The 13,115-nt window shown below is 61.4% G+C and carries 11 protein-coding genes and 2 tRNA genes; 7 read left to right on the forward strand and 6 right to left on the reverse strand.

Annotation, left to right across the window (positions count from 1 at the left end; all coding sequences use genetic code 11):
• Positions 1-36: 36 nt before the first annotated feature.
• Both G410_RS0109710 and G410_RS0109715 read right to left on the reverse strand, forming a co-directional pair.
• Complete coding sequence (locus G410_RS0109710; RefSeq protein ID WP_022673462.1) at positions 37-681, reverse strand: MOSC domain-containing protein; 645 nt, start codon at positions 679-681, stop codon at positions 37-39.
• 53 nt (positions 682-734) lie between these two features.
• Entirely contained in the window at positions 735-965 is a 231-nt protein-coding gene (locus G410_RS0109715; protein WP_022673463.1) for a hypervirulence associated TUDOR domain-containing protein, read from the reverse strand.
• A gap of 98 nt (positions 966-1,063) precedes the next feature.
• On the opposite strand from G410_RS0109715, the gene G410_RS0109720 reads away from it, so the two are divergent.
• The 4 genes from G410_RS0109720 (at position 1,064) to G410_RS0109735 (ending at position 4,619) form a co-directional block, all read left to right on the forward strand.
• Positions 1,064-2,209, forward strand: coding sequence for a glycosyltransferase family 4 protein (locus G410_RS0109720; RefSeq protein WP_022673464.1), 1,146 nt, complete (start codon positions 1,064-1,066; stop codon positions 2,207-2,209).
• Between the two features lie 62 nt (positions 2,210-2,271).
• Positions 2,272-3,585, forward strand: coding sequence for a replication-associated recombination protein A (locus tag G410_RS0109725; protein ID WP_022673465.1), 1,314 nt, complete (start codon positions 2,272-2,274; stop codon positions 3,583-3,585).
• 10 nt (positions 3,586-3,595) lie between these two features.
• Positions 3,596-4,486 (forward strand): hypothetical protein, encoded by an 891-nt coding sequence (locus G410_RS0109730; protein WP_022673466.1) that lies wholly within the window; start codon positions 3,596-3,598, stop codon positions 4,484-4,486.
• Between the two features lie 57 nt (positions 4,487-4,543).
• Positions 4,544-4,619, forward strand: a tRNA-Thr gene (locus G410_RS0109735).
• A gap of 132 nt (positions 4,620-4,751) precedes the next feature.
• Here the strand turns inward: G410_RS0109735 and G410_RS0109740 are convergent.
• Positions 4,752-7,748 carry a TonB-dependent receptor gene (locus G410_RS0109740; RefSeq protein WP_022673467.1) on the reverse strand — a complete coding sequence of 999 codons (2,997 nt, stop codon included), beginning with the start codon at positions 7,746-7,748 and terminating at the stop codon, positions 4,752-4,754.
• 278 nt (positions 7,749-8,026) lie between these two features.
• On the opposite strand from G410_RS0109740, the gene G410_RS0109745 reads away from it, so the two are divergent.
• Genes G410_RS0109745 through G410_RS0109755 form a run of 3 tightly spaced genes read left to right on the forward strand, consistent with a single transcriptional unit; the run spans position 8,027 to position 11,047 of the window.
• Positions 8,027-9,268 (forward strand): putative DNA modification/repair radical SAM protein, encoded by a 1,242-nt coding sequence (locus G410_RS0109745; protein WP_022673468.1) that lies wholly within the window; start codon positions 8,027-8,029, stop codon positions 9,266-9,268.
• Positions 9,269-9,284: 16 nt separating this feature from the next.
• Positions 9,285-10,733, forward strand: a complete 1,449-nt coding sequence (locus G410_RS0109750) for a UdgX family uracil-DNA binding protein (protein WP_022673469.1) — start codon at positions 9,285-9,287, stop codon at positions 10,731-10,733.
• On the forward strand, positions 10,730-11,047 hold the full coding sequence (locus G410_RS0109755) for a hypothetical protein (protein ID WP_022673470.1): 318 nt from the start codon (positions 10,730-10,732) through the stop codon (positions 11,045-11,047). Before G410_RS0109750 ends, G410_RS0109755 begins: the two co-directional genes overlap by 4 nt.
• Here the strand turns inward: G410_RS0109755 and G410_RS16295 are convergent.
• The 3 genes from G410_RS16295 to G410_RS0109770 form a co-directional block, all read right to left on the reverse strand.
• The gene (locus G410_RS16295; protein ID WP_022673471.1) at positions 11,033-11,782 is read right to left on the reverse strand and encodes an N-acetylmuramidase domain-containing protein; all 750 of its coding nucleotides are present in this window, start codon (positions 11,780-11,782) and stop codon (positions 11,033-11,035) included. The genes G410_RS0109755 and G410_RS16295 overlap by 15 nt on opposite strands.
• A 92-nt stretch (positions 11,783-11,874) precedes the next feature.
• Positions 11,875-12,924: an AI-2E family transporter gene (locus G410_RS0109765; RefSeq protein ID WP_022673472.1), complete on the reverse strand. Its 1,050-nt coding sequence runs from the start codon at positions 12,922-12,924 to the stop codon at positions 11,875-11,877.
• A 25-nt stretch (positions 12,925-12,949) separates the two neighbouring features.
• A tRNA-Leu gene (locus tag G410_RS0109770) sits at positions 12,950-13,034 on the reverse strand.
• Positions 13,035-13,115 lie beyond the last annotated feature (81 nt).

Raw genomic sequence — 13,115 nt, forward strand, 5'->3', positions numbered from 1 at the left:
AGGGCGCCGCCCGCTTATCACGTATTGCGCGGGTTTTCAGAGTTCCGCCAGGCCTTGCGCGCGTTGCCGCCAGTCTTCCGCCAATGTCGGTAACTGCGACAAATCTTTAAGCGCAGCGCTGTCCCGCTTGCCTGGTTGGATGAGCGCCGCAAATACGCGGGCTACCGTCCAGTCGTGATGGGCGGTTTCTTCGCGTAAGATCTCATCACCCTTGGCCACCAGGCCCTTTTCGATCACCCGCAGATAGAGACCGCAGCGTCCAGTCTTGATAATCGTCGCCATGATATCGGGCCGCCCGAAATGATGGTCGAGCTTCCAGCAAGGTTGGCGCCCATGGCTGACTTCGAGCAGCGCCTCACCCATACGGAAGCGGTCGCCGATACGGACCGCGTCTTCGTCGAAGCCCGGCGCGGTGATGTTTTCGCCAAAAGCACCAAAGCGTTCGATCCGATCATGCTGGGGCAATTTCTTGCGCCAGAACGGATAATGATCGGCATTGTAGAGATGCACCGCCTTGTCCCAGCCGCCATGGTGGACCGGATCGGCCACCTGATCCCCATCAAAACCATTCCATCCGAGATGGACCGCGCCCTCCGCAGGATCGCGCGCTATGGCGCTGGCGCTATCGCCGCGAAATGGCTTGGGTTTTCCGATAAAAAGCCCCGCAACCGTCGTCCGCATCGCCTACCCCCCCTGATATCTTTTACAACTTAGCCAGATAAACCGTCAGCCGCTTAGTCTTTTTTCGCGCGTATTTCGGAGCCCAGCTTCAGCACTTTGTCGCCATCCTCCTGCTTGATGAGATAGGCCGGGTTGTCGCCATCGCCCTTGCGCGTAATCTCGGATCCGTCGATCGTGCGCTTCACCTCGCGCTCGAACCGCTCTTCGATCTGGCCGGTGGCGGTGCCGTTGCCCCAATCCCACTCGACATACTGGTTGGTCTGAAAACTGTTGTCATTCGCCATACTGCAATCCTCTCGATAAAATCTTTGAAGACAGAAGAGGCTAGACGGGGCAAAGTTCCGGTTGGCAAGCTCCCCGCCCCGTGCTCAAAGCTCATCTGATGCGTGTCGAAGACCTTCGAATTGCCCTGTTCAGCGGCAACTATAATTATGTACGCGATGGCGCGAACCAGGCCTTGAACCGGCTGGTCGGCCATTTGCTGGATCGCGGCGCCCATGTGCGCATCTACTCACCGACCATCCCCAACCCGCCGTTCGAAGCAACCGGCGATGTCGTGTCCGTCCCATCCCTGCCGATCCCGGGGCGCGGCGAATATCGCATCGGCACATCGCTATCGCCCGAGATCCGCGCGGACATGCAGCGCTTCGCGCCCAACATCGTGCATATCGCCAGTCCGGATTATGTCGCGCACCGCGCGGTCACCTGGGCGCGTGACCGCAGCCTGCCGGTTCTGGCTAGTGTGCACACCCGGTTTGAAACCTATCCGCGTTATTACGGCCTCGGCTTTATCGAGCCCATGATGGTGCGCGGTCTGCGCCGCCTGTATCAGCGCTGCGATGCGATTGTCGCGCCATCGCCAAGCATGGCCGATATCCTGCGCGAAGAGGGCATGAACAGCGATGTCGGCATCTGGTCGCGCGGTGTGGACCGGGAAACCTTCAACCCGGAGCGGCGCGACATGGCCTGGCGCGTCGCGCTTGGCATTGCCGATGACACACCGGTAATTGGCTTTCTCGGCCGGTTGGTGATGGAAAAAGGGCTCGATGTCTTTTCCGATACCATCGCTGCCTTGCGCGCGCGCGGCGTTGACCACCATGTGCTCGTGATCGGTGAAGGACCGGCCCGCGAATGGTTCGAACAGCGTTTGCCCGGCGCCTCCTTCATCGGTTTTCAGAAGGGTGCCGATCTGGGCCGCGCCGTCGCCAGCATGGACATGCTGTTCAATCCCTCGATCACCGAGACCTTTGGCAATGTGACGCTGGAATGCATGGCCTGCGCCGTGCCCACGGTCGCCGCACGTGCCGCTGGCAGCGAGAATCTGGTCGAAGACGGCTTGTCGGGCATCCTAGTCCCGCCGGGCGATATCGAGGGCTTTGCCGATGCCTTGCAGCAATATTGCCGCGACGCGGCCCTTCGCGCGCGCCATGGCGAGGCGGGCCATGCGCGGTCCGAACAGTTCGACTGGTACGAGATCAACGAAAGCCTGGCGCAAAAATATATTTCACTGATCGACGCACGGACGTAGCCGCCCTCGTCGGACACCGCAGACCCTAGTGCCGCCCCCCGATATTCCCTAGATCAGCAAATATGGATGATCTTTTCGCCGCCGATGACAGCGGGCAAACCGAGCGCCGCGAACATGCTCCGCTGGCTGATCGGTTGCGCCCACAGACTTTGCCAGAGGTGGTCGGTCAGGATCATCTGACTGGCCCGGACGGTGCCATCGGCAGGATGGTGCGCGTGGGGCAACTCAGCTCCATGATCCTCTGGGGGCCGCCGGGCACCGGCAAGACAACCATCGCGCAGCTGCTGGCCGACGCCGTGGGCATGCATTACAAGGCGATCAGCGCCGTATTTTCTGGTGTAGCCGATCTCAAAAAAGCCTTTGCCGAGGCCGATCAGATGGCCAAGACCGGCAAGAAGACGCTGCTGTTCGTGGACGAGATCCATCGCTTCAATCGCGCGCAGCAGGACGGGTTTCTGCCTTTTGTCGAGCGCGGTGTTGTCACGCTGGTCGGCGCAACAACCGAAAATCCCAGTTTCGAACTCAATGCGGCGCTGCTCAGCCGGGCGCAGGTGCTGGTGCTTCACCGGCTGGGGCCTGATGCGCTCTCCACCCTGCTGGATCGTGCGGAAACCGAATATGGCCAGAAACTGCCGCTGACCGATACGGCGCGCGATGCGCTGGTGGCCAGCGCGGATGGCGATGGACGCTTCCTGCTCAATCAGGCCGAGACCTTGTATAATAGCGACATCGGTCAGCCGCTGGAGCCAGGCCAGATGGCCGCCCTGCTGCATCGCCGGGTGCCGGTCTATGACAAGGACCGGGAGGGGCATTACAACCTCATCTCCGCGTTGCACAAATCCATGCGCGGCAGCGATCCGCAGGCGTCGCTCTATTATCTGGCGCGGATGCTGGTGGCCGGTGAGGAGCCGCTTTATGTGCTCCGGCGCATCGTGAGGTTTGCGAGCGAAGACATCGGCCTGGCCGATCCGCAGGCGCTGGTCCAATGCCTTGCGGCCAAGGACGCCTATGAATTTCTCGGATCGCCCGAAGGTGAACTGGCGATCGCGCAGGCCTGTCTCTACTGCGCAACGGCAGCCAAATCGAATGCAGCATATAAAGCGCAGAAATCGGCCTGGAAATCGGCGAGGCAGACCGGATCGCTCATGCCGCCGATGAATATCGTCAACGCACCGACCAAGATGATGAAGGAACTCGGCTATGGCAAAGGCTATGCCTATGATCATGATGCCGAGGGGGGATATTCCGGCGCGCATTATTGGCCGGACGATATGGCGCCGGAGCAATTCTACACCCCGACCGACCGAGGTTTCGAGCGCAAGATAGCCGAGCGCATCGCCTATTGGGACAAGCTGAAGTCTGGCCGGGAAGGCTGACATCGCCGCGATGCTTACCCAGCCCGCGCCGCGCCCCTTTGCCGCCACCGCCTGCATTGACTGGTCCGGCCAGGCCGTCGCCCGCCCGAAAGGCCTTGCCGTGGCCGTGGCGCGGCAACACGGCCCTCCTGCACTGCTGGAGCCGGAAGGCGGCTGGACGCGCGATGCCGTGCTCGGCTGGCTTCGCTCGCTCGCGGCAGCCGAAACCGATATCGTCATCGGCCTCGATCTTTCTCCCAGCTTTCCCATGCTCGATACCGGGGCCTATTTCCCCGGATGGTCCGAAAGCCCGGCCGATCCGGAGGCTCTTTGGGCAATGGTCGATCATATAGCGGCGGACGATCCGCATCTGTCGGCCAACAGTTTTGTGGATCATCCCGAGGCCGCGCGCCATTTTCGCCGCCATGGCGGGCGCGAGGGCGATCGTTTCGGCGGGGGCATCGGGCGCTTGCGCGCTGTCGAACGGCATCAGCGGGTCACGAAGCAGGCCAATAGCTGGTCCTGCTTCAATCTCGTCGGTGCGGGCCAGGTGGGCAAGAGTTCGCTCACCGGCATGCGGATGTTGCATCAGCTGCGCGGCGCCATTCCGTTCTGGCCATTCGATCCGGTGCCGGAGAAGGGGCCTTTGCTGATCGAAATCTACACCACCGTGGCGGCGCGTGCCGCCGGTCTGGGCAAGGCGCGCAGCAAGACGCGGACCGCCGAAGGGCTCACTGCAGCGCTATCGGCATTGGGCGCGCCGGATTGCCCGCCACTGGCACGCTATGATGATCACGCGACCGATGCGCTGATCACGGCGGCCTGGTTGCGCCAAGCCGTTCAGGAACCGGGGCTATGGTCGCCCGGTGCCATGACGCCTGAGACGGCCCGGCTCGAAGGCTGGACTTTCGGGATCAGCTGATCTTGCATCACAAAAGCCTTGCCCAGCACCACCCCCCTGCCCTAACCGCATCGACGCGCCGGTTTAGCTCAGTTGGTAGAGCAGCGGTTTTGTAAACCGAAGGTCGCGGGTTCGACTCCTGCAACCGGCACCATCTTTCCAAATTGGAAAATCGTTCGGGCGCTGGCGCTGGCAAGGCTGCTCACAGCCTGGCCCCGCACATCTGGAACGAAAAAGGCGGGCCAAAGCCCGCCTTTCCCTCAGCATGCGTCTTTGATCTTTATGATCAGAACTTGAAGCCTGCGGCCAGGCCATAACGGCGCGGTTCGACGGTGAAGACGTTGGTGAACAGGCCGGAGCTGGGATCGGTCAGATATTGGCCGGTGATGGCATTGTTGTCGAACAGGTTCTGCACAAAGCCACGGACGAACCATTTATCCTGATCGCCGTTCAGCTGCACCTGCGCATTGACCAGTTCATACCCCTGGATGCGGTCGATATTGCTGTTCTGGGGGCGCGCAAAATACTCTCCCGTATAGACCAGATCGGCACGCAGCTGCAGGCTCATACCATTATCGAACGGCACGACATATTGCGCACCGGCAGAGAACTTGACCCGTGGCGCGCCAGGCAGCTCATTGCCGGTCAAATCCTGGGTGACGCCTGTCGGCAACAAGGGATCGCTGGAGGCTGGATCGAGCTGGAACGGCAGCGGGCCCGGGCCGAACAGCCCCTGCAGAATGCCGTTCAGCGGCGCCGGTGCACCGCCTGCAACCGCCGCTGTCAGCAAATCGCACGAAGAGATGGCACCACGCGCATTGGTGCCGGGAACGGGCGTGGTGCCCGCCGCGAACAATGGCTCGCCATTGGCAGGGCCGGTCGCCGCGTTCAGGAAGCCGTTTATCACGCCGACCAAGGCATCGCCGCTCAGGCCGCCGGTGGGGATCAGCACGCAGTTCGCCGCGCTGGCCACATCCTTGATGATGGTGACATCCGGACGGCCCCCGGAGGGATCGCGCGGATCGGTCAGGGTCAGGCCCTTGATCTTCGTTTTCAGATAGCTCGCGCCCAGATTGACGGTAAACTGCTGGGTTGGGCGGATGATCGCCTCGATCTCCGCGCCATAAATCGTCGCGTCCGTATTGTCGTTGAACGAGGTGCGGTTGAGAATGCGGCTGATCTGCAAATTGCTGTAATCATAGTAGAAGGCAGCGCCGTTCAGCTGGAACATGCCGCCGGCGAACGTATTCTTGGAGCCGATTTCGAAGGCGTTGATATTCTCCGGCGCAAAGGTGACCGGCGCATTCAGGGCCGGGTTGACCGGTGGATTGACGCCGCCGGACTTATAACCGCGCGAATAGCTGGCATAGAGCAGATTGTTCGGCGTCACCTGGAAATCGATCACGGCGCGCCCGGTGATATCGTCGAACTGGACGTCGGTTTCCCGGAAGGCCTGATTGCCTGCCGTCGCCGGATCGGCATCATAGGCTCCGAACGTCGCCAGTTCTTCGAAACTGGTCGTTCCGATCAGACCAGCCACATCGAGGATCGGGCTGCGGGACCGCACGGTCTTGTCGTCATTGGAATAGCGTGCGCCCAAGGTGAGCTTCAGCCGATCATTCAGTTCCAGATAGCCTTCGCCGAAAATGCCATAGCTTTTGAGGCGATATTCAGCGACCGTATTGGCAAAGAAAGGCGGGGCCAGGAAGAAACCGTCAGCCGCCGCCGCAGCGCCAAGGACTGCGGAGCCATATTCGATACCGGTGGAAACGACGAAATAATCGCCGTTTCGCGTCTTTTGATCGACATAGATACCGCCGATCAGAAAGTTGAACGGCCCGTCGAAGTCGGAGGACAGTTTGGCCTCGACCGAATATTGATCGGTGCTGGCGCGCGACCGGTCAAAGTCGGTCGACCGGGGCGAACAGCCGAAACGCTTGCCGCCGAACTGGCCCACTAGCGTCTCATCGGGATCGGATGCGCAGAAGGCGTTGTTCTGCAGCACGGACCCGACGCTGTTGGGAAACAGGGCCGCTGCGGCGTTGGCCCGCGCGAAGCTTTCCGCCGAGAACGGATCGGATGTGGCGAGGGTATAATCGACGCGGCTGTCGACCTCGTCATGGGTGAACCCACCGCCCAGGGTGAAATCAAACTGGCCGATACGCTGATAGAATTTACCGAGAATATGATATTCCTCGGCAAAATAGGTCGGCGTGAAATCGGTGTTGACGGTGCGCAGGTCGGTTGGATTGACGGTGCCGGCGAAAATATCCGGCCGGTTGGTCATATTGGAAATGCCGAAATTGCCGAGCGCGCCGCCCTGCGCAAGCGATTGCAGTGCGAACAGCTGGCGCGATGACAGCGCGGCACCCAAGGTGGAATTGCCGTTGGTCGTCTCAAACTCCAGCCGGTCCGGCGAACAGCCCAGAATGGCGGTCACGTCGCGGTTGCAAAGCTGCTTCTGGATGCGCGAGCGATTGTCGTCCTCGTGGAAATAATAGCCGATGATATCCAGCACGGTGTCCGGGCTCGGCTCGAACCGCAAGGTGCCGCGAATGGCGTAGAGATCGCGATCATCGATGCGGCTGTCGTCGAACAGGTTCTTGGTATAGCCGTCGCGGTTCAGGTAAAATCCCGCCAGACGCACGCCGAACATATCGCCCAGCGGCACATTGACCATGCCCTTGACCTGGATCGAGTTGAAATTGCCATATTCGGCCTCGCCGGACGCGTGGATACCGGACAGATCCGGCTTCGCGGTGATAACGTTGACCACACCGGACGTCGCGTTGCGCCCGAACAGGGTGCCTTGCGGCCCGCGCAGAACCTCAATCCGTTCCAGATCGAAATATTCCGTTTCGAACAGGCGCGTGGAAAGCAGCGGAATGTCGTTGCTGTGTACAGCCGTCGCGCTGTCGCAGGAGAAACCTACGCACAGATCGCCGACGCCGCGAATGGTGAAGGAGGATGTGGTGAAGTTGCTCTTGGAGAACACCACATTTGGCAGGCTGGACTGAAGATCGAGCGCGTTGTTGATCTGCTGCTCGTCCAGCGCTTCCTCGCTGAAAGCGGATACCGCGATCGGCACGTCCTGCAGCCGCTCTGCCTGGCGCTGTGCAGTGACGACGATCTCCCCGTAAAGCGGCGGGGCAACGGCCTGCGCGCGTGCCTGGGAGTTGGCCTGCACAGTATCGGTGTCGGACTCGGGCACCTCCTGAGCGAAAACGGGAACGGTGGTCAGCGCGCCGATGGCGCACGCGACTAGCAACAGCGATTTGCGCATGTGAAAATCCTCTCCGATGTCTCCCCGCCCCAATCGAAGCGGCAGCCGGTTATCCGGTCTGTAAGGCGCTTCATCCGATGCAATGGGCAACTTGTCTAGTGAGTACGACAGAAACATACCGTAAAACTGAATAGTAGGCGCCAAATGTTGCGCCACCGCCACATTGGTGCAGTGAAGCATTTCAATTGAGGACCTACCCTCTGCGGTAATTTATGTTCTGCCTGTCCAGATTTGGCTTGCGCGAACGACGGGGCATCTTAGAACATAGTGCGAACGCCATGGCCAAACTCGATCGACTCCAGAAGCTGACAATTCTCGCCGACGCCGCGAAATATGATGCGTCCTGCGCGTCGAGCGGATCGATCAAGCGCAACAGCAAATCCAGCGGCGGGATCGGCTCCACTACCGGCATGGGCATCTGCCACAGCTATGCGCCCGACGGGCAATGCATTTCGCTGCTGAAGATCCTGCTGACGAATGTCTGCATGTTCGATTGTCATTATTGTATCAATCGGTCGTCCAGCGATGTTCGGCGGGCCGCCTTCACGGTGGATGAAGTGGTCGATCTCACCATGGATTTTTACAAACGCAATTATATCGAGGGCCTGTTTCTTTCCTCCGGCATCATCCGTTCACCCGATTATACGATGGAGATGCTCGTCCAAGTCGCCAAGAAGCTGCGGATCGAGCATAAATTCGGTGGCTATATCCATCTCAAGACCATTCCGGAGGCAGATCCTGCGCTGCTGGCCGATGCCGGCCTGTATGCCGATCGGTTGTCGATCAACATCGAGTTGCCGAGCGATGCCGCTATTGCCGAATTCGCGCCGGAGAAAAGCGGGCCGTTGATCCGCAAGACCATGGCCGATCTGTCCGGACGCATTACCGAAGCAAAGGTGGAGCGCAGGAAAAGCCGAAAGGCGCCGCTGTTCGCGCCCGGCGGGCACAGCACCCAGATGATCGTAGGCGCAGATGCATCGGACGATGCGGCGATTTTGCAGACCAGTGCCAAACTGTACACCGGCGTGGGATTGAAGCGCGTCTATTATTCCGCGTTCAGCCCCATTCCCGACGCCAGCAAGCGCCTCCCCCTCGCCGCCCCGCCTCTGATGCGCGAACACCGGTTGTATCAGGCGGACTGGATGTTGCGCTTCTATGGTTTCTCGGTCGGCGAAATCATCGCCAATGCGCAAGGTGGCCTGCTCGATCTCGATGTCGACCCCAAGATGGCCTGGGCGCTGATGAACCGGCAGAGTTTTCCGGTCGATCTTAATCGGGCGCCGCGTGAGATGTTGCTGCGCGTGCCAGGTCTTGGCACCAAAGGCGTGGGCGCGGTGGTGCGGGCACGGCGGTTCGGACGGTTGCGATTGGCCGATGTCGAACGGTTGTGCCGGTCGACGCGAAAGATGCGGCCCTGGATCATCGCCGAAGACTGGCACCCTGGCGCGCGGCTCGACAGCGACATGCTGCGCGCACAGATGGCCCGCCCGGCCAAGCAGATGGACCTGTTTGCGGCATGAGGACCGGCTCACCCCCATGATCCGGATCGCGCTCGCTGCCGAGACGGATATTGCAGGCTGGCGCGATGCTGCACGGGGGCTTCTGCGCGCGCAAATTGCACCGGCAGATGTGGACTGGCAGGTGGGCCGAGACAGCTTGTTTGATCATGCCGGTGACGATCGATCTAGCGTTGGCGGGCGCGCAAACGACATTCCCCCGCCCCGCGGTCCGCAGCCAGTGATATCGAAGGAACTGCTCAGACAGATCGAGACGGCGCTGCTGCACAGCGATCCGGAAAGGTTCGCGCTGGGCTATCGCATCGTTTACCGCGCCCAGAGCGAGCCTAAAATCTTCCTGAATCCGGCCGATCCCGATATGCACCGCCTTCGCGGCCTGTCCAAATCGATCCGCCGGGACATTCATAAAATGCATGCCTTTGTGCGTTTCCGGAAGATCGGATCGGATGAAAACGGGCGGGAAAGTTTCGTCGCCTGGTTCGAGCCGGAGCATCATATCACCTTGGCGGTGGCCCCCTTTTTCCGCAATCGGTTCACTGGCATGAACTGGCTGATCGTGACGCCGGAAGCGAGCATCGCCTGGGATGGTCAGACGCTGGCAACCGGACCCGGCGGCGCCAAATCCGATGTGCCGCAGGAAGACGCGGTCGAAGCGGAGTGGAAGGCCTATTATGGTGCCATCTTCAATCCTGCGCGCCTGAAGACCAAGGCCATGCTGGCGGAAATGCCGGCCAAATATTGGAAAAATCTGCCCGAAGCGGCGTTGATCCCCGGACTGACACGCGAGGCGGAGACCAGAATGAACGCGATGATCGACAAGGAACAGACGGCGGCCATCGCGATCAAGGATGTCATGGCCCCGGCGCAGGCCCATGGCTTCACCGACTTGGACAGCCTGTACAAGGCGCTCTCAGCGGCAACCGACTATCCGCAGGAGGACTTCTCCCCGACATTGGTGCCGGGCGAAGGGCCGGGCGATGCGCCGATGATGTTTGTGGGCGAGCAGCCTGGCGATCAGGAGGATCAGGCGGGCCGCCCCTTTGTTGGCCCAGCCGGACAATTGCTGGACCGCGCCCTCGCGGCCGCCTCGGTGAACAGGGACCAGGCCTATGTCACCAATGCGGTCAAGCGCTTCAAATTCGTCCAGCGGGGCAAGCGGCGCATTCATTCCAAACCCAGCAATCAGGATGTGGAATATTATCGCTGGTGGCTGGAGCAGGAACGGCAGATCGTGCAGCCGCAGGTGATTGTGGCGCTGGGTGCCACGGCGGTGCGTGCCTTGACGGGCAAGAGCCTCACCATATCACGCAATCGCAGCCAGCTGATTGACTATCGCGATGGCGCAAAGCTGCTGATTACCGTGCACCCCAGCTATCTTCTACGCCTGCCCGACGGCGCGGGCCAGAAAGTGGAATATGAAAAATTCCTGCGCGATCTGGCGATGGCGCAAAGTGCGCTGGCAGCGTGAGCGGGCCGCCGAAAACCCCCGATGGCCGCTATATCGTGGTCGACGGCATCATGTGGCGCGCCACCCGCCCCGATCTGGATGCCGCAAAGGAAAAGGCGCTGGTCGGTGACTTGGTGGACGCGCGCCGTGCGGTGAAAACGGCGGACACGGACCAGGCGACCGCCGATGCCCGTGCGCGGGTAGATATAGCCAAGCGCGCCTTGGGCGAGCGCGGCCCGGTCTGGTGGACCGATGGCGCGCCCGATTACAACCGCCGCGCCATCGCCAACACGCCCTATGCCGATTGGTGGGAGGAGCGCTCAGCCAAGGCGTAGCGCGGCGCGGGTGGCCGGTCCGGCGATCCCGTCCACCACCAGCCCGGTGCTGCGTTGAAACCGGCGCAGCGCCGCGTCGGTGTCCGGCCCGAAGATGCCGTCCGACGATATATCCAACCTGGCCTGTAGCGCCCGAACGGCGGCGCCGTGGCTGCCGATCTTCAGCCGGGCGTGGCGCGCATAGGCTTCGGCGAGCCGCGCATCATATCGGTTCCTGGCAAAGGCCGGTCCATTATAGACCCGCGCGAAAGCCCGCCAGTCCTGCCGCTGCAAGGATCCTTGAAGACCCTTCGCACATGCAAAGGCCACAAAGGCCGCAAGATGGTGATCTTCGCTGTCCATCATTGCGCAGACAAACGCCTCGACATCGCCGAACCCCGCCAATGCATGATTGTCCCCCATGATCTGGAACATGCCCCAGCTGGCAGAGCGCAGCGCGGCCGACCGGTCGCAGGCGATGGCGCGCGCCAGCCGATCATATTGCGCCGACGCCGCGCCATAGCCGCCCCATCCGGGCGCGCTGATCTCCGGGTGGGATGCGGAAAACTTTCCGTTGGTCAGTCGGTGAAAATAATGCCGCTCGAACAGCATCCGGGGCCGTCCGTCCGCATCGAAACCGCCCTGGCTTTCCACCGCGATAACGGCGTGGATCGCTGCCGGATCGCATGCCAGCGTTCGCGCCGCTGTGCCGATGGCGCCGTCGCTCAGCCGTTTCGCCCTGCCTTTGAAATCCATAACCTTCGCTCCCGATAACCACATCGGTTGGTTGAGCTAGAGAGATATTTCCAACATTACACGCGGATTTTCAGGAGTGAGAATGCAGATGTTCAGGCAGGATCGGAGGCTTCCGCCTCGGACTCGATATCTTCCAAAACGTCGACATCATGGCCCAGCGTCTCGCGCGACCATAATTTGGCCACCAGCGTATAGATCACCACGGTAATCGGCGCGGCCAGAATGATGCCGATGGTGCCGAACAATGTGCCCATCGCGCCCAGCGTGAAAATCAGCAGGGCGGGCGGAATGGCCACGGCATAGCGCTGCACGATGGGTGTCAGCACATTGCCTTCGATCTGCTGGGCTATGAAATAGACCAGCACCGCCCAGAGCAGCTTGTCCGGATCGTTCGCAAAGGTGATCAGCACGCCCGGCCCCGCGCCGATGAACGGCCCGACCAGCGGAATGAAATTGGTCAGCGCGCTGATCAGTCCAAGCGCGCCGGCAGAGGGCACGCCGACGATCATCAGACCGACATAGACCATGGTGCCGACCGCGGTCATGGTGACCAGCTGCGCCGCCAGATAGCGCCGCAGCGCCTGCCCGCTTTCGCTCAGCGCGGACAGGACGACGCCGGATTTGGCCTTGGGAAACAGCTTGGAAAAGCCGCGCGCATACATGCCCGGATCGAGCGCCAGATAGATGCCGCCGACCAGAACCAGCACCAGATTGGTGACCAGCCCCAGCGCGCCCCAGGCCAGGTTGACGGCGCGGCCGAAGAGGTTCTGGATGTCCGGCGTGGCCGATTCGATGACCGATCCGAACGGAAGGCGCGATATCCAGTCCCGCACGACTTCATAGGATTCGGTCAGCCGCGAACCGAGATTGTCGAACTGCGCACTGAGCGACTGTCCGAACAGATAGCCAAATCCCACAAGCAGGCCGACAATGATCAACAGTGCGAGCAGAACCGATGCCGTTTCGGGCATACCGCGCGCCTGCAAGGGATCGGAAAAGGCGCGGATCACGGCGGCGACCAGCACCGCGGCGAAGATCAGCAGCAGGGTGGCGGTAACCTTTACCAGCAGCAGCGCGATCCCGACAAGCAGCAGCACGATCAGGGTGCTGCGCACAATATCGGCCTTGGTCAGATTAGTCATGCCGCCCCCTTCGTGCCGTGCCGGCTGGTGCCCCTGGCCGGAGTCGAACCGGCACTCCTTTCGGAACTCGATTTTGAGTCGAGCGCGTCTACCAATTCCACCACAGGGGCATGGACGGCAGGTCGAGCGCTTTACGCATCCCCGGCGGCAAGGGCAATGGCTAGTGCGCAACGCACCAGCATTTTCCCCCT

The sequence above is a fragment of the Novosphingopyxis baekryungensis DSM 16222 genome, assembly GCF_000420305.1.
GTDB classification, from domain to species: domain Bacteria; phylum Pseudomonadota; class Alphaproteobacteria; order Sphingomonadales; family Sphingomonadaceae; genus Novosphingopyxis; species Novosphingopyxis baekryungensis.

Coding starts and splice junctions, on each gene's coding strand:
- G410_RS0109710 (WP_022673462.1), bottom strand. CDS start 681: ATGCGGACGACGGTTGCGGGGCTTTTTATCGGAAAACCCAAGCCATTT.
- G410_RS0109715 (WP_022673463.1), bottom strand. CDS start 965: ATGGCGAATGACAACAGTTTTCAGACCAACCAGTATGTCGAGTGGGAT.
- G410_RS0109720 (WP_022673464.1), top strand. CDS start 1,064: ATGCGTGTCGAAGACCTTCGAATTGCCCTGTTCAGCGGCAACTATAAT.
- G410_RS0109725 (WP_022673465.1), top strand. CDS start 2,272: ATGGATGATCTTTTCGCCGCCGATGACAGCGGGCAAACCGAGCGCCGC.
- G410_RS0109730 (WP_022673466.1), top strand. CDS start 3,596: ATGCTTACCCAGCCCGCGCCGCGCCCCTTTGCCGCCACCGCCTGCATT.
- G410_RS0109740 (WP_022673467.1), bottom strand. CDS start 7,748: ATGCGCAAATCGCTGTTGCTAGTCGCGTGCGCCATCGGCGCGCTGACC.
- G410_RS0109745 (WP_022673468.1), top strand. CDS start 8,027: ATGGCCAAACTCGATCGACTCCAGAAGCTGACAATTCTCGCCGACGCC.
- G410_RS0109750 (WP_022673469.1), top strand. CDS start 9,285: ATGATCCGGATCGCGCTCGCTGCCGAGACGGATATTGCAGGCTGGCGC.
- G410_RS16295 (WP_022673471.1), bottom strand. CDS start 11,782: ATGGATTTCAAAGGCAGGGCGAAACGGCTGAGCGACGGCGCCATCGGC.
- G410_RS0109765 (WP_022673472.1), bottom strand. CDS start 12,924: ATGACTAATCTGACCAAGGCCGATATTGTGCGCAGCACCCTGATCGTG.